The following is a 19,245-nucleotide window of genomic DNA, read 5'->3' as shown; positions in this document are numbered from 1 at the left end:
CCCACCCTCCGACAATACCCACGCCTATGGCGCAAGCCAGCCACCCACAGCGTGAAAAGCGCCCCGCCTCGCCGTTGGCAGAGTGTTTGCTTGCAACAACAAGCATCCCACCGCCCGGAGGCGCCATGCATACCGACCTGATGACATTCAGCGAGCAACTCGCCCCCTTGAGCAGCCTTGACGCGTGCCTGGCCCATGTCCTGCAAGTCATCAACCCGCTGGGGTTCAAGACGCTGATCTATGATTACGCGCCAGTCCCCGTCAGCCATGAAGGCGCACTGATCACGCCGTCGGTATTCAAGGCGTTGAATGCCCCGGGCGATATGCATGCGCAGTGGTGCGAACGCGGCTATTACCAGATCGACCCGGTGCAGCAATGCGCAGCGCGACGGACTACGCCGTTCGCCTGGTCGTTCAGCACCGACACTCACTGGAACGGTGCCCTCACCGAAGCCCACCGTCCGGTGGCCCACTACATTTGTGACTATGGCCTGAGCACCGGCCTGACCGTGCCGCTGCACTTGCCCGATGGCGGCTTTGCCACGCTGACCGCCTTTGTCGACGGCGCCCCGGCGGAGGCCGAGCAACACGCCCAGCGCAACCTCGGCGAGATGCTGGTACTGGCCCATACGTTCCAGGCCCGCGCCAGTGAGTTGCTGGCGCCGGCGGAACGCTGCTGCACCCACATTCATCTCACGCGCCGCGAACGCGAGTGCCTGCAACACTCGGCCAAGGGGCTGTCGGCCAAAGGCATAGCCGCCACCCTCCACCGCTCCGAAGCCACGGTCAACCTGCACCTGGTTGCCGCCGCGCGCAAGCTGGGCGCGCGCAATCGCGTCGAAGCCGTGGCGCGCGGGCTGCATTACCGCCTGGTCGAAGTCTGAGAACCTATCATTTTTGCCAGTGCACCTGACCCACCGTTTTGACTAGCCTGTACCTCACTGAACCCCAAGGAGGTACACAGCATGCAAGTACGCGAAGGTTATGCCGATTTCCGTGAGCATCGGACGTGGTTCCGGGTCACGGGGGATTTGAACTCAGGGCGACTGCCCTTGATCATTGCCCACGGCGGCCCCGGCTGTACCCATGACTATGTCGACAGTTTCAAGGACCTGGCCGCCACCGGCCGCGCCGTGGTGCACTACGACCAATTGGGCAACGGCCGCTCGACCCACTTGCCCGAAGCGCCCAGCGATTTCTGGACGGTGGAACTGTTCCTGGCTGAACTAAACAACCTGATCGCCCACCTGGGCATTCGTGACTACGCCCTGCTGGGCCAATCCTGGGGCGGCATGCTCGGTGCCGAGCATGCGGTGCGCCAACCGGTTGGCCTCAAGGCGCTGATCATTGCCAACTCCCCGGCGTCCATGGCGCTGTGGTGCCAAGCGGCAAAGGAACTGCGCCAGGCCCTGCCCGCCGAGGTGCAAGCCACCCTGCAACGGCACGAAGACGCGGGCACCACCGACAGCGCCGAGTACCGCGCCGCCTCCGATGTGTTCTACGCGCGCCATGTGTGCCGCATCCAACCGATGCCCGCCGAGGTGGCGCGCACCTTCGCGGCCATCGATGCAGACCCCACCGTCTATCACGCCATGAACGGCCCCACCGAGTTTCACGTGATCGGCAGCCTGCGCACCTGGAGCATCATCGAACGCCTGGCGTCCATCCAGGTGCCCACGCTGCTGATATCCGGACGCTTCGATGAAGCGACACCCGCGACGGTGCAGCCATTTGCCGACGGGATCGCCAATGTGCAGTGGCAGATATTCGAGCAGTCCAGCCACATGCCCCATGTCGAAGAGCGTGAGGCATGCATGGCCTGTGTGGCTGGGTTTCTTGAGCAGCAGCGGTAGCGCGGCCAGGCGAGCACAGCGCTGATAACCCGCGAAGGCGGCGACCGCGTTATTGCGTGCGCCACCTATCGCGGTCGCGCGGAAAACCCGGCACCTGTCCCACAGGGTTCGCCTACATGTAAAAGTATATTGCAGCGCACAATGTACTAACCGGTTACTTATGTTGCTAAAATCACGCCTTTGCCCTCTCACCTTCGAGTCTTGTCGATATGAAACGAGCATCGCGCGCCGCTGGCGTCTCTAGAATCTTCCTGCTGGGCCTGGGCGTGATCATCGCCTTGCTCGGCGCGGCCCTGGCTGTCGGTGGCGTCAAACTGGTCAGCCTGGGCGGTTCCTGGTATTTCCTCAGCGGCGGCGTGGCCATGGCGATTGCCGGCCTGTTGATTGCCGCACGTAAACCGGCGGGTGCCTGGCTGTTTGCCGCCTTCCTGGTCGGCACCGCCATATGGGCGGTGGCGGATGTGGGGCTGGTGTACTGGCCACTGTTCTCGCGGCTGTTCATGTTTGCGGTGATCGGTGTGGTGGTGGCGCTGGTCTACCCGCTGCTGGCCGGCAAACCGGCACGCGGCGCGTATGGCGTCGCTGCGCTGTTGGCCGTGGGTGTGGCAGTGGCGGCAGGCAATATGTTTGTCGCGCACCCCAGCGTCGCGCCGACCGGTGCAGGCCCTGGCGTCACCCCGGTCAACCCGGCCGATGCACAGAAAGACTGGGCGCACTACGGCAACACCGAGGGCGGCAGCCGCTTCGCCGCGCTGGACCAGATCAATCGCGACAACATCGACAAACTCAAAGTGGCGTGGACCTACCACACCGGCGACATCGCCATCAGTGACGGCAACGGCGCCGAAGACCAACTGACGCCCCTGCAGATCGGCAACAAGGTGTTTATCTGCACCCCGCACAACAACCTGATCGCCCTGGATGCCGACACCGGCAAAGAACTGTGGAAAAACCAGATCAACGCCAAATCGGCGGTGTGGCAGCGTTGCCGTGGCATGGCGTACTTTGACGCCACTGCGCCCATCGCCCAACCGACCCAGCCGCACAGCTCGCCGATCCTGGCCGCCAGCGTGGCGGTGGGTGCGCAATGCCAGCGACGCTTGCTGACCAACACCATTGATGCGCGCCTGATTGCTGTCGATGCCGACACCGGCAAGTTCTGTGAAGACTTCGGCAACCACGGCCAGGTGGACTTGAAAGCCGGCCTGGGCAATGTGCCGGACAGCTACTACCAACTGTCCTCGGCGCCGTTGATCGCCGGCACCACCGTGGTGGTGGGCGGCCGCGTCGCCGATAACGTGCAGACCGACATGCCCGGCGGTGTGATCCGTGGTTTCGATGTGATCAGCGGGCACATGCGCTGGGCCTTCGACCCCGGCAACCCGCAGGACAAAAACGCCCCGGCAGCGGGCAGCACCTATGTGCGCAGCACGCCGAACAGCTGGGCACCAATGTCCTACGACCCATTGATGAATACCGTGTTCTTGCCGATGGGCAGTTCGTCCACCGACCTCTACGGCGTGGAACGCACCCCACTCAACCACAGATACGGTGCCTCCGTGCTGGCGCTGGACGCCTCCACCGGCGAGGAAAAGTGGGTCTACCAGACCGTCCACAACGACCTGTGGGACTTCGACCTGCCGATGCAACCGAGCCTGATCGACTTCACCCCGCCCGGCAGCGACAAGGCGGTACCGGCGGTGGTGATTGGCACCAAGGCCGGGCAGATCTATGTCCTCGACCGCGCCACCGGCCAACCGCTGACCGAGGTGAAAGAAGTACCGGTCAAGGCCGCCAATATCCCCAACGAACCGTACGCGCTGACCCAGCCCAAGTCGCTGGGCATGCCGCAGATCGGCGCGCAAACCCTGACCGAGTCGGACATGTGGGGGGCCACCCCGTTTGACCAACTGCTGTGCCGCATCGACTTCAAGGGCATGCGCTACGACGGCCTGTACACCGCGCCAGGCACGGATAAATCCCTGAGTTTTCCGGGCTCCCTGGGCGGCATGAACTGGGGCAGCCTTTCCACCGACCCGGTCCATGGCTTTATCTTCGTCAACGACATGCGCCTGGGCCTGTGGATCCAGATGGTGCCGTCACAGAACAAGGCCCAGGCCACCTCCGGTGGCGAAGCGCTGAACACCGGCATGGGCGCCGTGCCGCTCAAGGGCACGCCGTATGCGGTGAACAAAAACCGCTTCCTGTCGGTGGCCGGCATCCCATGCCAGGCGCCGCCGTTCGGCACCCTGACCGCCATCGACATGAAGACCCAGAAGATCGCCTGGCAAGTGCCGGTCGGCACCGTTGAAGACACCGGCCCCCTGGGCATTCGCATGCACATGCCGATCAAGATCGGCCTGCCGACCCTCGGCGGCACCTTGTCGACCCAGGGAGGCCTGATCTTTATCGCCGGTACCCAGGACTTCTACCTGCGCGCATTCAACAGCGGCAACGGTGATGAAATCTGGAAAGCCCGCCTCCCGGTCGGCAGCCAGGGCGGCCCGATGACCTATGTCTCGCCAAAAACCGGCAAGCAATACATCGTGATCACCGCCGGCGGCGCACGCCAGTCCACCGACCGTGGCGACTATGTGATCGCCTACGCCCTGCCCTAACCCGCCCCTGGCGCGGTGCCCAGGCACCGCGCTGTCCGCCGGCAAGCCTCCATGACCGCAGGCTGACCCGAGCCCCGGCTTGGGCGCCTGCTGCCGGGCCTGAGACTCGGGCCGCAGGTCAAGGCGACGTCCTGACTCGCTTCACCCGCCCATGGCGGTGGTGTTGAAGCCAGCGTCCACATACAGGATTTCACCGCTGATGCCGGACGCCAGGTCGGAGCACAGGAAGGCGCCAGCGTTGCCGACCTCGTCGATGGTGACATTGCGCCGCAACGGCGCCTGGGCTTCGCTGGTGCTCAGCATGGCACGGAAGTTCTTGATGCCCGACGCGGCCAGGGTACGGATCGGTCCCGCCGAGATGGCATTCACGCGGGTACCTTCGGCCCCCAGGCTGCTGGCCAGGTAGCGCACGCCAGCCTCCAGGCTGGCCTTGGCCATGCCCATGACGTTGTAGTTTGGCATCGTGCGCTCAGCCCCCAGATAAGACAGCGTCAGCACATTACCCTGGCGGCCGCGCATCATTGCACGCCCGGCTTTAGCCAATGCCACCAGGCTGTACGCACTGATATCGTGGGCACTGCGAAACCCTTCGCGGGTAGTGACCTCGGTGAAGTCACCGTCAAGTTGCTCAAGCGGCGCGAAGCCCACGCAATGCACGATGCAATCGAGCGCGTCCCAGTGTTGGCGCAAATGCTCGAACACCTGCGCAATTTCATCATCGCTCGCCACATCGCAGGGCACGCACAGGGCCGCGTCGGTGCCCCATTGCGCGGCGAGCGCCTGCACGCGCCCCTTGAACTTTTCATTCTGATACGTGAACGCCAGCTCGGCGCCCTCGCGATGCATCGCTTGGGCAATGCCTGACGCAATCGACAAGCGGCTGGCCACGCCAACGATCAGCACGCGCTTACCCGTGAGAAACCCCATTGTGTGCTCCTTGCTGTGCGATACGACCGCGGCTCGCTATGGCTGAACCACAGGCAGCGCGTTGTTGATAATCTCGCGGGCGTGATTGGCCAGCTGCTTGGCGCTCATCGCCGCCACCTCATCGGCTTCGATGGGTGGGTGGGCGACGATGCTCACGTGGGTACTGCGCAAGGCGTTGTAGGCAATATGGTTGACCGCCGGGCTGATCGTGACGGGAATGATCCCCACCCCCATATCCTTGGCAATCCGAAAGGCCCCGGTCTTGAACGGCAGCATCTGGCCGCCATGGTTTCGCGTGCCTTCGGGGAAGATCCACAGCGATGTATTGTCGGCCACAACCCGCTTGGCGATCTTGCGCAAACTCTGGATGGACGCCCGTGGGCTGTTGCGATCAATGAACAGGCTGCCGGTCAGCCAATACAACTGCCCTACCAGCGGCAACCACTTGAGGGATTTCTTACCCACGATCACGGTGCCGGGGTTGAGCGCCTGCGCCACGATCAACACGTCATAGTTGCATTGGTGGTTGGCCACGTAGATATACGGACGCGTCGTGGGGATGCTGTCAAAACCACGTACATCCACGCGCACCGAGAAGATCTTATTGATCACCGCGTAGGCCCGACAGGCCACGTAGAGGTTTCTATTCTTCGAGGGGTTGATCAACATGTAGAGGCACAGGAACGGAAAGCTCAACACGATCAACACCAACACCAACAGCCCCCTGGCTAACGCAATCATAAGCTACCCGCTTGACTCGAATGATTGGGCGCGGTTAACGCAGCCGCTTGAAAAGCGTTACGCTGAATCAGTGCAACGCCATAAAAACCTTCTTCATCCACACAGGCCATCACCCCACCGCCTTGCGCCGGAATGCTTTTGGCCAGGTGCGCCAATTGATAGGCGCCGACCAGGGACAAACTCAGCGCCTTGGCCCGGTCCAGCCTGTCGACCGGCATACCCAGGGCGTCGCTCAACGCCACGCAGGTCGCCGGCCAGGCATCCGGTGCGGCCAGGCTCACGCGCCACTCCGCCGGTTCAACGCCCTGCCCTGCCAGACACCCACGTATCAGCTCGCCCAGGCTGGCCGGGTCGGCGGCGAGCAGTCGCCCGGTGACACAAGCCCGCACGACGAGCCCGGGCGCCTGCGTGTCGGTACCGGCCTCGAAGCTGAACACCGCCGCGGTGTCCGGCCGTTCTTCGGCGGGCCGTTCAATCGCGCGCAGGTAGCGCTTGCCAAACTCACCGCTGAAGGTTTCCAGCGCCGTGGCGTAGAGACGCTGCGAGTCGCCGCGCCGGGCAATCCTCAAGGCTTGAACCAAGGCGCTGTAGAAACTCAGCTCCTTTGCGCACAACGAGACGTTCGCGCCCTTGATGCCGTATTTGATCGCCAATTGACCCAACGACGAATTGATCACGGTATTGGGGATCTGCGCCGGGTTGACCTGAAAGGCAAAGCGGTTGTCGTTGGATTCCTTGATCAACTGAATGACGCTGTCGATGGAGCCATTGGCCGTCGCACCGATAAGGGCCGAGCGCACCAGGGCGTCACCGTGGTTGTCATCGTTGACCAACGCCATCGCCGCCAGCAGCAACAAGGCTTGGCGGTCGAAGTTCTTCAGCTCACGCCCGCCTACCAGCTCGCCAGCGGCCAAGTCCCACGCAGGCCGGGTGCCCCGGTTCAATTCGACGCCGCCGTGCTCGAACTCACCGGGCATTTGCAACATGACCCAATCACACAGGATCAATCCAACGATAGCGTCGCCCGTCATTTCAAATTACCGAATACCAGAATTGAATTATTCCCGCCAAAAGCGAAAGCGTTGTTGACCACCACATCGACCTTGCCCGCCCGGAACCCCTGGGCAACCACATCAAGAGGGATGTGCGGGTCCTGCTCGGTGACATTGATCGTCGGCGGCAGCCCCTCGCTCAGCGCCAGCATGCAGGCAATCGCGCCAAAGCCGGCCGCGGCGCCCATGCTGTGGCCCATCATGGACTTGATCGAACTCACCGGCGGCGGCGACGCGCCGAAGACCGCTTCGATGGCCTGATATTCGTTGCTGTCATTGGCCACGGTGCCAGTGCCGTGGGCACAGATATACCCCACCTCAGCCGGCGCCACTGCCGCCTTGGCCAGCGCCGCCTGCAGACACTCGCCGACACGCTGGTGATTGAGCCTGACCATATGGTCGGCATCGCAGTTCATCGAAAACCCCAGCACTTCCCCATAGATCGGCGCGCCCCGACGCAGCGCCCGCTCGTAATCCTCAAGCACCAGGGCACTGCCACCTTCGGCGGTCAGCACGCCTTTACGCGCGGTATTGAACGGCGTGCAGTCTTTGTCGGTCATGCTGCCCAAGCGATGGAAGGTGGCGAAGGTGGCCTTGTAGACCGCGTCACTGCCACCGCACACGGCAATATCGCAGTCCCCGGCCTGGATAGCCTCGTAGCCAAAGATCAGCGCGGTGTTGCTGGCCGAGCAGGCGTTGCCGATGGTGAGTGACTCACCGGTCGAACCGATTGACCTGAGCACATCACGGCTGATTTCAGAGGCAAACACCGGGTCGACTGACGGCTGTGGGTCCGACTGGGGGTCGGCCATGGCCGTCACCATGCTGTCGATCCGATCAGACTCGCCATAGGTGGTGCCGAAATAACAATTGACGCGCTGGCCGCGAATTGCGGCGCGCTCGATACCCGCGTCGGCCAGCGCCAGTTCAGTGGCGGCAAGGGCAAAATGGCTGGCAGCCCCGGCGTGCGCGAAGGCGGCAAAATTCGGGATCAAGGGGCCGACCGGCGCTTTCACTTCACAGCCGTATTTGCGCTCGAACCGGTCGGTGTCGATTTTGCAAAGCGGCGCCGAGCCATTGACCCCGGCTTTCAACGCCTGGAAAAACGCGGCTTTGCCGATGCCGATCGGACTGACCGGCCCCAGCCCCGTGACCACCACCCTCCTGCCCTTGTCGGCGCTCATCATGCACACTCGGCCGCAGGCAAGGTCTCGTGGATAAACCCGAGAATGGAATCCACACTGATGATCTGCGGCAGATAGGCTTCATCGACGCGCACCTGGAAAGCCCCCTCGATCCCCGCCAGGATTTCTATGCCTGACATTGAATCGGCACCATACGCCTCGACAAAGTTTTCGTGGTTGCGAATCTCCTCGGCATTGACCCCCAATACCTTGGCGACGATCTGCTTGATTTTTGCTTCATGCACAGTGTTCATAAACGCTCCTTTTAAATAACCGAGTCAGATAACAAACGGGATAACTTTGAAACTATCGAACTGGTACTGCCTGTAGGCGGCACCGAAATACCCCAGCAGCATTTTCTCCTCTTGACTCACGCGCTTGAGAATCAACGCAAGTGCCAAAAAAAAGATGACCAGTGCCGCGTAGATACTCGTGTACAAGGCAAAGCCGGTCACGATCAGCAACGTGCCCAGATACGCCGGATGCCGGATGTATTTGAAGGCGCCGACCTTGACCAACTGATGATCGGCAAGTACCCGCAGCGAGTGGGAAAAGTGCCGCCCCAGGACGATCTTTCCATGGGCACGCAAACCGATCCCACCGGCGATCAGCAACGAGCCGACAAGGTGCAACAGCACATCGCTGCGCATCAGCAACTGCAACAACATGACGATCGATATGGCACAGGACACCATGAAGCCGCTCTTGATGCCTTTATCGAAGGTGCTGTCGCTGTCGGTTTCCTGGAGAAAATACAGCTCTGCCAGCAGCAGGACACTGGCCATGAAGATTGGCACCACGAATGTCAGGCCGGCGTAATACATGAGGACCGCCGATGCACATGCCAACGGCGTCAGCAGGCTTAACGCCACATCAACCCTGAGCGTTTTCAAAGTAGTCTCCTATCAACGCCGACACCCTGAGCGGGGTCTGGATCACGTCTACACCGCTTTCGATGTGCCAAGGGCAGACAAACAGATCATTGAAGCGCGCCCATGGAAACAGCTTGCGCCCGCGCCTGAACCGGTCCATGAACGTCAGCACTTTGTAGACCTTGGCCAACCCGTGCACGCTGACCGAACGTAACCGGGCACTGCGCGCCAGTGGTTGCAAGCGGGCATACACTTCGCCCACCAGATCGTTGTACGTCACCGTGCGGTCACTGAGCAGGTAATACGTGTGCAGTGCCGGGTCAGGCACGCGCGCCAACCATTGGATAATGCAGGTGGCAATACTCTCCACCCCAATCACATGCAGGGCCGGAAGTTGACCGGTGACCTTCGGCAGCAGCTTCAACCGGCACATCGAAATCATCGGCAGCAGGTTCTTGTCATGCCGCCCCAGTACCGTCGGCACGCGCAATATCACGCCCTGCACTTTGTCGCTATTGAGGTGAATCACCTGCTCGGCCGCGTACTTGTCATCGGCGTAGGCATCCACTCGTTGCTCTGGGTTGTGGGCTTTGACGCTGCTCAAATGAAAGAATGGTTTCTTGCCCGTGGCACCGGGTTTGATCGCGGCCAGTATCTGCTCGGTAAGGGCTTTGTTACTGGCGCCGGCCGTGCCCAGGCGGCTAAGCCCGATGCCGGTGCAATTGACAATACAATCACTCTCGTCGACCAGCTTATCGAATGCCGGCGAGCCGATTTCGCACGCCGTGTACCCCGCCCTGGGCGAACGCGAATGGCGGATAACGTCAATCCCCGGCAATGGGTCAAGGCGTTCGTAGACCCCTCGTCCGATAAACCCACTGGCGCCTAACAGCAGTATCTTCTTCACGTGCACGCAATCCCTTTCATGGGGTTAAGGTTTCGACCGTGAAACACCCTGAGCGATAAACCGTATGCGCCTGCATACCCTGCTTTTGCAGGCGCTGGCGCACCGATCGCAGGAACATGCCGTGGGACACGACGACCACGGTCTTGCCCGCCTCGGTGCTGGCGGCATAGAGCTCGTCGGCGACCGCGGCCGCTCGACGGTACTCGTCCTTGCGGGAGGCCGCGCCCAATGAAATGCCCAGCAGCCAGGCCACCCGATGCAGGGCGAACCATTGCCGCAAGCCCATCGTCACCCAGGGAATGGCGCTCAAGCGCAGGTCGTACTCGTGCAAGCGGCTGTCCCACTGGACACGCTGCGCATCGAACAACCGGCACGCCGTGGCATAGGCCCGGTTGACGGGTGAAGACAAGATGGTGGCCTCGGCGCTCAATAGCGGCTGCGACAACGGCGTACGGTTCAAGAAGCCGCTGATTTCGTCTTCTTCGATCAGGGCGGTGTGGTTGTATTCATCCAGGCGGACTTTGGCCAGTGCGGCACCGCAGCGCGAATAGTCGACCTTGGGTGAGGCATGGCGAATCAGATAAATCACAGCAGGTACACCCCCGTCACGATGGCGTTACCGACCAGGAACAGAAACGGCGTATCCCAGGTGTGCGGGGATTTGGCTTCCGTCAGCGTCAGTGCAAGTGGGAACACGGCGCAGAGCAGGAAAAACTGTCCCGCTGAAAAGTACTGCTCGAACGCCACGCAAAACACCATCGACATCACAAACACAGTGGCCGACCCTTCAAGGGTTCGCTTGAATTTCTTATCGACAAAAAAGCCTTTCGCAACGTACTCGTGCTTACCAAAACGGACACCCACCGGCTCTGCCAGCCCGTCACCGAAGGTGGTGGCCAGGATCGTGATGTATATCAACTCCACCGGTACCCCGAGCGCCAACCAGCAATACTGGGTCACCCACAGCACGAACAACCCCGCCACGGTCTGGCTCACCAACCAGGAAAGGGTGTGCGGCGAGTCTTCCGGGCGATCAATACTGGCAAACATATGTTGGGCGGTGAGGGACCGACGACGAGACCATCCACACATCGCCAGGAACAGGATGGCAGTCGACACCATCGACAGCAGCAAGCGCTCATGGGTGCTTTGAATATTGAACAAGGCGAAAAACAGGCTGGGCAGCAGGAACATCGCAAAGTGCCCGACTTTTCGTGTGTAGTTCACCCGCACGCCTCGGTTGAGCACCAACAGTCCCAGGCCTTTACACAACACAAAATAGAAAAGCACGATGCCCAACAGAGCCGAAGCCACCTGAACCATTTCATTACCACTTCGTTGACGGATTAAACAGCGGACGCAGGCGCCCGCTGGCATTGGGGAACCGACGGCGGTCTCAGATCACGCTGCGCAGGGCTGTAATGCAGTAATCCACATCGGCCACCGTGTGGTTGTACGTCAGGCACAGCCTGATCCGGGACTGATGGTTGGGTACGAAGGGCGGCACAAACAGCGACCCCATGATGCCTTGGTCAACCAGCTCGGCATTGACCCGCGCGGCCTCCATCGGGTCCTTGAACACCACGGGAATCACCGCCGTCCGCGAGCTGAGTTTGTCCACGCCCAGGGCGCTCAGTTGTTCGTGGGTGTAGCGTGTCAGTTCAGCCAGTGCCTGGCGGCGTTCGGCGCCCTGCGTGGCATTGATCTCGAGCGCGGTGCACGATGCCGAAGCGACACCCGGCGACACCGAGCGCGAAGCGTTATAGGTCGGGCAACGGAACCGCACCCGTTCGGCGAACGCCTCGTCCTTGAACACCACGAACCCACCGGAAGAGCCGAACGCCTTGCTCATGGTGCCGACAATGTAGTCAACCTGCGCGGCGACCCCCGCCGACTCACAGGCGCCCTGACCGGAGTCGCCCAACATCCCCACGCCGTGTGCATCGTCGATGTAGATTTCGAGTTGCGGATGCACCTGCTTCAACGCCACGATGGCGGCAAGATCGGCCACATCCCCGTCGGCGGAGAACACGCCGTCGCTGATGATCAGGATTTTCTTGTCCTGGTTGAGCTGCACCAACTGCCCGAGCATCTCCACGTCGCCGTGGCTGTAGGCCCTGAACGGGCAACCCGATAGCTTCACGCCGTCCCAGATCGAGACATGGGACAGCTTGTCCAGCAAAATCAGATCGGCACGCTCAGCGGCCAAGGGGATCACCCCGAAGTTCGCTTGGTACGACGTGGTAAACATCAGCGTGGTGCGACCACCGAACAAATCACGGTAACGGTTTTGCAAGCGCTCGTGGTACTCAGTAAAACCACTGAAAATCATCGGCCCGCCGATGTTCGAACCGTACTCGCGAATGGCCGCGATGGCCGACTCTTTCATACGTTCGTTATTGGACAAACCCAAGTAATCACACGACGCAAAGTTCAACAGCGTGCGCCCGTCGGCGAGGGTCATGTCGCGACCACAGGCCGAACGCACTTTAGGGAAGTAGGTGTAATAACCCAACTCTTTCGATTTGAAGGCGACGTCATCTATGCGCATAACACTCTCATTCAGCCGGCGTGGCATATCTATAAATTCGATAAGCGCGTTCATGGCAAACACCCTCTTGAGTCAGGTGGCGCATGGTGCGCAGTACCATGATGTTATCTTCGAGCATCCAGGACACACTGATGCGTCCGCGTCCGACCACACTTAATGCAATCGCGGATAACTTCAGCGTGAGCGCAACCGACAATCCCTTGCGTTGATAAGCCGGCGCGACACCGGTGAAAAACGCCCGGCCATATAACCCCTGTTGATTCAAGGCGGGTGCAAACATAGTGAAACCGACCACTTCACCGTGCCGCTCGGCGATCAACGCAGAAATATTATTGATATTGCGCGCCGCCACTTCAAACTGCCCTTTCGACGCCGGGCTATAACCCCAGTTGCGTTCCCAGGCGCGGTTATAACAGTCGGCCAATTGCTGACTCTTGGCGACCAGCTCATCCTGGCCACAATGAACAAACTGGATATCGGCCAATCGTTGCGTGAGTTTGTCTTCCAAGGCCTGGTATTGATAACCCTGGGCAGGCGGTTCAAAGACAATCTCGATCAGGTCTTTTTCTTTGTGGAAACCCGCCTCGGTCATTGCATCCGCGAGTGCCAGCGTATTGGCGGGCAATGAAAACACATTAAAGTCGGACTCGAACGTACGCAGCCCGCGCTCAATCAGGAATGAACTGTGGATGGGGCCGACCAACTCAGTCACCTGCCGGGGCAACAACCGCGAGCTGTTTATATAGTCGATTGAACTGTGCATCAGCGCCTGCAAGGCGCTTGCCTGGGGTAACGCGATCAGGGTTGAAAAATAGGCAGTGCCCACCCCATTGATCGTGGCGCGCCGATCGAAATGCACAATGCAAAAGGCAACGAGGTTACCGTGTTCGTCTTGCCACGCCACCGGGATGTTATGTTCGGTGGCCGAATGCTCGCAGGCTGCTATCACGCGCTGTTCAATCTGTTGCTGCGTGCGCCCCACCACCGACACCTGCTGGTCCAGATGCTGCAAGGCATACCAGTCGCACGCGGCCAAACCTATGACTCTGCTCATCGATATTCTCGTCCCACCTGCGTGGCATGGGTGTTCAGGCGGCCAGGCATAAGGCACGGGTGGTTTGGTCGTCGATCTCGATCCAGAAAGGCACAACGCTCTGGTTATCGATCAGGTGTGGCGGTGAAATCCGGCGGGTATTGACGCCCATCCGCTTGAGCAAACGTTCATTGCCTACCGCACTGAACGCGATCAATCGAAAAGCGCCCTTGGAGCGCGCAACATCAATGACTTCCCGGACCAGCGTCACGGTGTTTTTCCAAGCTTGCGCGGCGGTTAATACCTGGCCCTTGGGCTGGCTGATGGCAAACCGGGAAAGCTCCCAGATACCCGGCGAAAAAGGCAGGGAACTTGCACCCATCAAATGCGGAAAAACTTCCCCCAACAAATACGGCCCATTAGTGGGAAGCAGTCGGGCACAACCAAATATTTCGCGATCACGATCACAGGCCACTACATAGACAGTATCTGGACGATCAAACGCATCCAGTTCAATACCCTCCTCGCAATGTAACGGCCAACCCAATGTTTTAACGAATACTTCGTACCGATAGTTAGCCAACGCGCGTGCCATCCCTGGCAAAAGTTCGCCAACCGTCCCTGTTATTGCCGTAAGCATGCCAACTACCCAGCCAGCCAATATGATTAAGCAAGTACAACAAACCCATCACTGTGTGAGTAGCTGCCCAAATGGGCAGGTCGATCGAAGCCCTCGCCGGCCAGGCAGAACTTACGGGTCAAAAACCGACTTTCTAGTACTGCCGTACTAATAAATAATCAAGCTTAATGCGCCGACTACTGACTTCATTTCACCTGCGTCCCACGTCGAATGCGGTGTTGCCGACTTTTTCAGGCAACTCGATACCCCGCAACCGCACGCCCTTCATCACCCGCAGAGCCTGTATAATCCGCTCCCGCCTCCCAGCATCAGGGGCGTTGACCACGGAAGGTATTATTGGTGAAAGAATGGCGCGAAACATTAATAGAGGCCGTGTCCGACTGCGCGACCGAACATGAACTCTTCAATAAACTGCACACGATAACGTCCAACTTAGGCTTCGAGTTCTGCTCTTATGGATTAAAAGTTCCATTGCCGTCGAGCGCTTCGCAATATGTACTGATATCCAACTACCCCCGCTCGTGGGAACAGAAGTACGTCAGCGAAAACTACTTCTCCCAAGACCCCACAGTCGCCCATGGCCTGACCCGCTCCATCCCGCTGCACTGGTCCGCCGCCCAACAGCAGCAACACCTGACCTTCTGGGAGGAAGCGCGCCATTACCAGCTTAATCATGGTTGGTGCTTGTCGTCGCAACGCGGCCCTAACGCGATTGGATTGCTCTCGGTGTCGCGCTCCAGTGAATACATCTCGACCACGGAACTCGAGCACATCGAGAACAAGTTGATCTGGCTGACACAGTTGGCACACGAATCGATGACGCGCTTCTTTTCCGAAAAGTGCTTGCCAGACATCCACCGCGCCCTGACCGCACGGGAAAAAGAGACCTTGAGGTGGACGGCCCTGGGCAAAACCTATGTCGAGATCAGCATGATCCTCAACATCGACACACGGACCGTGAAGTTTCATCTGGTCAACGCCATGCGCAAACTCCAGGCCAGCAACAAAGCAGAAGCAGCCGTCAAAGCCTCCTTGCTGGGGTTACTTTTTTAGCCCTGCTGGTACTCGCGCGGCGTACAGCCGAACTCGCGGCGAAACACCGTGTGCAGGTACTGCGCCGACTTGAAGCCACACTTGGCGGCAATATCGGCAATCGCCAGTTCGTGGCTTTCCAGGCCCTTGGCAGCGGCCGCGAGTTTGAAGCGCAGGATCTCGTCATGCACGCTGCAACCACGCGCCTTGCGAAAATGCGCTTCCAGGGATGAGCGCGACACACCGACATAGGCCGCCACCTGCGCGGTCTTGATGCCTTGGCAGGCGTACTGCCGGATAAACAGCAGCGCCTGCATCACATACGGATTACCCAAGGGTTGATGCACGCTGGAAGCCTGCACATTGATCGCCTCCGGCGGTACCAGAATTTGCGTGCCCGCGCAGGGTTTGCCGTGCAGCATCTGATGCAACAGCGCGGCGGCCGTACGCCCCATGGTCTCGGTGCCCTGGATCACCGAACTGAGCGGCACCCGCGTCAGGGTGCGGGTCAGCGGATCGTTGTCGATGCCGATCAACGCCACCTCCTCCGGCACCGCGATCCCGGCCGTGAGGCAGGCCTGCAGCAACTGCCGTGCGCGGGCATCGGTGACGGCGATGATGCCAATCGGTTTGGGCAGGCTGTGCAGCCAGGCGATCTGCTGTTCCACCGCGCTGTCCCACAACGGCGCACTGGTCCCCAGGCCACGATAGACCTCGACGTGCAGGCCATCGCGTTGCAGCAGGCGGCGAAAGGCTTTTTCGCGCTCCTGGGCCCAGCGATTGGCCTGGGCTTCGGGCAGGCTGAAACAGGCAAAGCGGGTCAACCCGGCCTCGATCAAATGCTCATAGGCCAGCTTCATCAAGGCATGGTTATCGGTGGCGACGTAGGGAATGCCCTTGGGGTAGGCGCGCGCATCTTCATAAGAGCCGCCCACGGCCACCACCGGCAGTTTGCAATCGGCCAATGCCTCGCCGATCAGCGGGTCATCGAAATCGGCAATGATGCCGTCACCCTGCCAGCGCTCGATGCCGCGCAGGCGACAGAGGAAATCCTCTTCCAGGAACAAATCCCAGGACGCGCGCGTGCTGCTCAGGTAGTTGCCGATGCCGGCGATGATGCCACGGTCGTAGATTTTGCTGCCGTTGAACAACAGGGCGATGCGGTGGACGGGCGGTAGGGTTTTCATTGTTTTTATCCGGGGGCCAGTGGTAACAGACTAGCCCTCGCCACTCAAAATCGCACTACACCTTGGTGATTTTCATAATCAGCAGCCCAGGTGCCGTTGCTAGTATCCAGACATCGCCAAGAACAATAAGGAACACGCCCATGCCGTACTTCCCCGGTGTCGATCAGGTGCGCTTCGAAGGCCCTGCCAGCGACTCTCCCCTCGCCTTCCGCCATTACGACGCAAACAAGCTGATCCTCGGCAAACCGATGCGCGAGCACCTGCGCATGGCCGCCTGTTACTGGCACACCTTTGTGTGGCCGGGGGCGGATATGTTTGGCATGGGCACCTTCAAGCGCCCGTGGCAACGCAGCGGTGAGCCGATGGAAGTGGCCATCGGCAAGGCTGACGCGGCCTTTGAGTTTTTCTCCAAGCTGGGCATCGACTACTACAGCTTCCACGACACCGATGTGGCGCCGGAAGGCAGCTCGCTCAAGGAGTACCGCAACCACTTCGCGCAGATGGTCGACCACCTGGAGCGCCATCAGGAACAAACCGGTATCAAGCTGCTGTGGGGCACCGCCAATTGCTTCAGCAACCCGCGCTTTGCCGCTGGCGCAGCGAGCAACCCCGACCCTGAAGTGTTTGCCTACGCTGCCGCCCAGGTGTTCAGCGCGATGAACGCTACCCTGCGGCTCAAGGGTGCCAACTACGTACTCTGGGGCGGCCGTGAAGGGTATGAAACCCTGCTCAACACCGACCTCAAGCGCGAGCGCGAACAGCTCGGGCGCTTTATGCGCATGGTGGTGGAGCACAAGCACAAGATCGGCTTCAAGGGCGACCTGCTGATCGAGCCCAAGCCCCAGGAGCCGACCAAGCACCAATACGATTACGACAGCGCCACGGTGTTCGGCTTTTTGCATGAGTACGGGCTGGAACATGAGATCAAGGTGAATATCGAGGCCAACCACGCGACCCTGGCCGGGCACAGTTTTCATCATGAGATCGCCACCGCCGTGTCCCTGGGGATCTTCGGCAGCATCGACGCCAACCGCGGCGACCCGCAGAACGGTTGGGACACTGACCAGTTCCCCAATAGCGTCGAGGAAATGACCCTGGCCACGTATGAAATCCTCAAGGCTGGCGGGTTCAAGAATGGCGGCTATAACTTTGACTCCAAGGTGCGCCGCCAGAGCCTGGACGAGGTGGACTTGTTCCACGGGCATGTCGCCGCCATGGATGTACTCGCCCTGGCGCTGGAACGTGCGGCGGCCATGGTGCAGAACGACCAGTTGCAGCAGTTCAAGGACCAGCGTTATGCGGGCTGGCAGCAGCCACTGGGCCAAGCCGTGCTGGCCGGTGAGTTCAGCCTGGAGTCGCTGGCCAAACATGCGTTTGCCCATGAACTGAACCCACAGGCCGTGAGTGGTCGGCAAGAGATGCTGGAGGGAGTGGTCAACCGGTTTATTTATCGGTGACATTTGCGCGACAAATCTGTGCACGGAGCGTCGAAGGACGCTCTACAGTTCTACCCGCATCACGCTGTGTCTTTCCAACAACAATAAAAGGACGCACCACCATGAAGTCATTCAAACGTACCCTGCTCGCCACCGCCCTGGCCCTGCTCGCCCTGCCGGTGATGGCTGACTCTGCCCACCCGAAAATCGGTTTTTCCATCGACGACCTGCGCCTGGAGCGCTGGTCCCGTGACCGTGACTACTTCGTTGCCGCGGCGGAAAAACTCGATGCCAAGGTCTTCGTGCAGTCTGCCGATGCCAATGAGCAGAAGCAGATTTCCCAGATCGAAAACCTGATCTCCCGTGGCGTCGACGTGATCGTGATCGTGCCGTTCAACGCCACCGTGTTGACCAACGCCGTGGCCGAGGCCAAGAAAGCCGGGATCAAGGTGGTGTCCTATGACCGCCTGATCCTCAACGCCGACATCGACGCGTATATCTCCTTCGATAACGAAAAAGTCGGCGAGATGCAGGCCAGCGGCGTGCTGCAAGCGGCGCCCAAGGGCAATTACTTCCTGCTCGGCGGCGCGCCCACCGACAACAACGCCAAGGTGCTGCGCGAAGGCCAGATGAAAGTGCTGCAACCGGCCATCGACAAGGGCGACATCAAGATTGTCGGCCAGCAGTGGGTCAAGGAATGGAACCCTACCGAAGCCCTGAGCATCGTCGAAAACGCCCTGACCCGGAACAACAACAAGATCGACGCCATCGTCGCCTCCAACGACGCTACCGCCGGCGGTGCGATCCAGGCCCTGGCCGCGCAGAAGCTGGCGGGCAAGGTGCCGATCTCGGGCCAGGACGCCGACCTCGCGGCGGTCAAGCGCGTGATCGACGGCACCCAGACCATGACCGTGTACAAGCCGCTCAAGCTGATCGCCACCGAAGCCGCCAAGCTCTCGGTGCAGTTGGCGCGTAACGAGAAACCGACGTACAGCTCGCAGTACGACAATGGCAGCAAGAAAGTCGACACCATCCTGCTCACCCCGACCCCGCTGACCAAGGCGAATATCGACCTGTTGGAAAAGGACGGGTTCTATACCAAAGAGCAGATTGGCCAGTAGGAGCGGGCTTGCCCGCGAAAAACGTCAACGATAACGCGGGCATTGAGGATGAACGCGGTGTCCTCGGGTTCTTCGCGAGCAAGCTCGCTCC

The 19,245-nt window shown here is 60.4% G+C and carries 19 protein-coding genes; 6 read left to right on the top strand and 13 right to left on the bottom strand.

Features of this window, described 5'->3' with window-relative positions; all coding sequences use genetic code 11:
• The first annotated feature begins 125 nt into the window (after nucleotides 1-125).
• The 3 genes from QU606_RS15580 (at nucleotide 126) to QU606_RS15570 (ending at nucleotide 4,471) form a co-directional block, all read left to right on the top strand.
• Complete coding sequence (locus QU606_RS15580; protein ID WP_024074756.1) at nucleotides 126-884, top strand: autoinducer binding domain-containing protein; 759 nt, start codon at nucleotides 126-128, stop codon at nucleotides 882-884.
• Nucleotides 885-965: 81 nt separating this feature from the next.
• On the top strand, nucleotides 966-1,853 hold the full coding sequence (locus QU606_RS15575; protein WP_150055789.1) for a proline iminopeptidase-family hydrolase: 888 nt from the start codon (nucleotides 966-968) through the stop codon (nucleotides 1,851-1,853).
• 209 nt (nucleotides 1,854-2,062) lie between these two features.
• Nucleotides 2,063-4,471 (top strand): glucose/quinate/shikimate family membrane-bound PQQ-dependent dehydrogenase, encoded by a 2,409-nt coding sequence (locus tag QU606_RS15570; protein WP_024074754.1) that lies wholly within the window; start codon nucleotides 2,063-2,065, stop codon nucleotides 4,469-4,471.
• A gap of 141 nt (nucleotides 4,472-4,612) precedes the next feature.
• Here QU606_RS15570 and fabI read toward each other — a convergent pair whose 3' ends face one another.
• The 12 genes from fabI to QU606_RS15510 form a co-directional block, all read right to left on the bottom strand.
• Nucleotides 4,613-5,398 carry an enoyl-ACP reductase FabI gene (gene fabI, locus QU606_RS15565; protein ID WP_277378337.1) on the bottom strand — a complete coding sequence of 262 codons (786 nt, stop codon included), beginning with the start codon at nucleotides 5,396-5,398 and terminating at the stop codon, nucleotides 4,613-4,615.
• A 36-nt stretch (nucleotides 5,399-5,434) separates the two neighbouring features.
• The gene (locus QU606_RS15560) at nucleotides 5,435-6,139 is read right to left on the bottom strand and encodes a 1-acyl-sn-glycerol-3-phosphate acyltransferase (RefSeq protein WP_024074752.1); all 705 of its coding nucleotides are present in this window, start codon (nucleotides 6,137-6,139) and stop codon (nucleotides 5,435-5,437) included.
• Entirely contained in the window at nucleotides 6,136-7,170 is a 1,035-nt protein-coding gene (locus QU606_RS15555; RefSeq protein WP_304998548.1) for a hypothetical protein, read from the bottom strand. Before QU606_RS15555 ends, QU606_RS15560 begins: the two co-directional genes overlap by 4 nt.
• Nucleotides 7,167-8,375 (bottom strand): beta-ketoacyl synthase, encoded by a 1,209-nt coding sequence (locus QU606_RS15550; protein WP_304998546.1) that lies wholly within the window; start codon nucleotides 8,373-8,375, stop codon nucleotides 7,167-7,169. The genes QU606_RS15555 and QU606_RS15550 overlap by 4 nt, the downstream gene beginning before the upstream one ends.
• Nucleotides 8,375-8,629 (bottom strand): acyl carrier protein, encoded by a 255-nt coding sequence (locus QU606_RS15545; protein ID WP_024074749.1) that lies wholly within the window; start codon nucleotides 8,627-8,629, stop codon nucleotides 8,375-8,377. Before QU606_RS15545 ends, QU606_RS15550 begins: the two co-directional genes overlap by 1 nt.
• A 24-nt stretch (nucleotides 8,630-8,653) precedes the next feature.
• Nucleotides 8,654-9,268: an isoprenylcysteine carboxylmethyltransferase family protein gene (locus QU606_RS15540; protein WP_155766390.1), complete on the bottom strand. Its 615-nt coding sequence runs from the start codon at nucleotides 9,266-9,268 to the stop codon at nucleotides 8,654-8,656.
• Nucleotides 9,249-10,154: an NAD(P)-dependent oxidoreductase gene (locus tag QU606_RS15535; protein WP_304998544.1), complete on the bottom strand. Its 906-nt coding sequence runs from the start codon at nucleotides 10,152-10,154 to the stop codon at nucleotides 9,249-9,251. Before QU606_RS15535 ends, QU606_RS15540 begins: the two co-directional genes overlap by 20 nt.
• Before the next feature lie 16 nt (nucleotides 10,155-10,170).
• A complete protein-coding gene (locus tag QU606_RS15530) occupies nucleotides 10,171-10,743 on the bottom strand; it encodes a histidine phosphatase family protein (protein ID WP_304998543.1) in 573 nt (190 codons plus the stop codon).
• Nucleotides 10,740-11,468 (bottom strand): hypothetical protein, encoded by a 729-nt coding sequence (locus tag QU606_RS15525; protein ID WP_144113499.1) that lies wholly within the window; start codon nucleotides 11,466-11,468, stop codon nucleotides 10,740-10,742. Before QU606_RS15525 ends, QU606_RS15530 begins: the two co-directional genes overlap by 4 nt.
• Nucleotides 11,469-11,550: 82 nt before the next feature.
• A complete protein-coding gene (locus QU606_RS15520; protein WP_024074744.1) occupies nucleotides 11,551-12,705 on the bottom strand; it encodes a pyridoxal phosphate-dependent aminotransferase family protein in 1,155 nt (384 codons plus the stop codon).
• 7 nt (nucleotides 12,706-12,712) lie between these two features.
• Nucleotides 12,713-13,759, bottom strand: a complete 1,047-nt coding sequence (locus QU606_RS15515) for a GNAT family N-acetyltransferase (RefSeq protein WP_304998542.1) — start codon at nucleotides 13,757-13,759, stop codon at nucleotides 12,713-12,715.
• A 34-nt stretch (nucleotides 13,760-13,793) separates the two neighbouring features.
• Nucleotides 13,794-14,378, bottom strand: coding sequence for an acyl-homoserine-lactone synthase (locus tag QU606_RS15510; RefSeq protein WP_069075719.1), 585 nt, complete (start codon nucleotides 14,376-14,378; stop codon nucleotides 13,794-13,796).
• 339 nt (nucleotides 14,379-14,717) lie between these two features.
• Here QU606_RS15510 and QU606_RS15505 point away from each other — a divergent pair, with 339 nt between their 5' ends.
• Nucleotides 14,718-15,431 carry an autoinducer binding domain-containing protein gene (locus QU606_RS15505; RefSeq protein ID WP_168233299.1) on the top strand — a complete coding sequence of 238 codons (714 nt, stop codon included), beginning with the start codon at nucleotides 14,718-14,720 and terminating at the stop codon, nucleotides 15,429-15,431.
• On the opposite strand, the gene QU606_RS15500 is transcribed toward QU606_RS15505, so the two are convergent.
• A complete protein-coding gene (locus QU606_RS15500) occupies nucleotides 15,428-16,597 on the bottom strand; it encodes a XylR family transcriptional regulator (RefSeq protein ID WP_024074740.1) in 1,170 nt (389 codons plus the stop codon). The genes QU606_RS15505 and QU606_RS15500 overlap by 4 nt on opposite strands.
• A 140-nt stretch (nucleotides 16,598-16,737) precedes the next feature.
• On the opposite strand from QU606_RS15500, the gene xylA reads away from it, so the two are divergent.
• Both xylA and xylF read left to right on the top strand, forming a co-directional pair.
• Nucleotides 16,738-18,054: a xylose isomerase gene (xylA, locus tag QU606_RS15495; RefSeq protein ID WP_304998541.1), complete on the top strand. Its 1,317-nt coding sequence runs from the start codon at nucleotides 16,738-16,740 to the stop codon at nucleotides 18,052-18,054.
• Nucleotides 18,055-18,155: 101 nt separating this feature from the next.
• Nucleotides 18,156-19,154 carry a D-xylose ABC transporter substrate-binding protein gene (gene xylF / locus QU606_RS15490; protein WP_024074738.1) on the top strand — a complete coding sequence of 333 codons (999 nt, stop codon included), beginning with the start codon at nucleotides 18,156-18,158 and terminating at the stop codon, nucleotides 19,152-19,154.
• Nucleotides 19,155-19,245: the final 91 nt, after the last annotated feature.

It is taken from the genome of Pseudomonas sp. OVF7 (assembly GCF_030644265.1).
In the GTDB taxonomy this organism is placed as follows: domain Bacteria; phylum Pseudomonadota; class Gammaproteobacteria; order Pseudomonadales; family Pseudomonadaceae; genus Aquipseudomonas; species Aquipseudomonas gorinensis.
Note: the sequence above shows the minus strand (reverse complement) of the source record. Positions and strands in the feature narration are given on the sequence as shown.

Bases quoted from the DNA above. Each gene is read 5' to 3' on its own strand.
- QU606_RS15580 (WP_024074756.1), top strand. From the start codon at position 126: ATGCATACCGACCTGATGACATTCAGCGAGCAACTCGCCCCCTTGAGC.
- QU606_RS15575 (WP_150055789.1), top strand. From the start codon at position 966: ATGCAAGTACGCGAAGGTTATGCCGATTTCCGTGAGCATCGGACGTGG.
- QU606_RS15570 (WP_024074754.1), top strand. From the start codon at position 2,063: ATGAAACGAGCATCGCGCGCCGCTGGCGTCTCTAGAATCTTCCTGCTG.
- fabI (WP_277378337.1), bottom strand. From the start codon at position 5,398: ATGGGGTTTCTCACGGGTAAGCGCGTGCTGATCGTTGGCGTGGCCAGC.
- QU606_RS15560 (WP_024074752.1), bottom strand. From the start codon at position 6,139: ATGATTGCGTTAGCCAGGGGGCTGTTGGTGTTGGTGTTGATCGTGTTG.
- QU606_RS15555 (WP_304998548.1), bottom strand. From the start codon at position 7,170: ATGACGGGCGACGCTATCGTTGGATTGATCCTGTGTGATTGGGTCATG.
- QU606_RS15550 (WP_304998546.1), bottom strand. From the start codon at position 8,375: ATGAGCGCCGACAAGGGCAGGAGGGTGGTGGTCACGGGGCTGGGGCCG.
- QU606_RS15545 (WP_024074749.1), bottom strand. From the start codon at position 8,629: ATGAACACTGTGCATGAAGCAAAAATCAAGCAGATCGTCGCCAAGGTA.
- QU606_RS15520 (WP_024074744.1), bottom strand. From the start codon at position 12,705: ATGCGCATAGATGACGTCGCCTTCAAATCGAAAGAGTTGGGTTATTAC.
- QU606_RS15515 (WP_304998542.1), bottom strand. From the start codon at position 13,759: ATGAGCAGAGTCATAGGTTTGGCCGCGTGCGACTGGTATGCCTTGCAG.
- QU606_RS15510 (WP_069075719.1), bottom strand. From the start codon at position 14,378: ATGCTTACGGCAATAACAGGGACGGTTGGCGAACTTTTGCCAGGGATG.
- QU606_RS15500 (WP_024074740.1), bottom strand. From the start codon at position 16,597: ATGAAAACCCTACCGCCCGTCCACCGCATCGCCCTGTTGTTCAACGGC.
- xylA (WP_304998541.1), top strand. From the start codon at position 16,738: ATGCCGTACTTCCCCGGTGTCGATCAGGTGCGCTTCGAAGGCCCTGCC.
- xylF (WP_024074738.1), top strand. From the start codon at position 18,156: ATGAAGTCATTCAAACGTACCCTGCTCGCCACCGCCCTGGCCCTGCTC.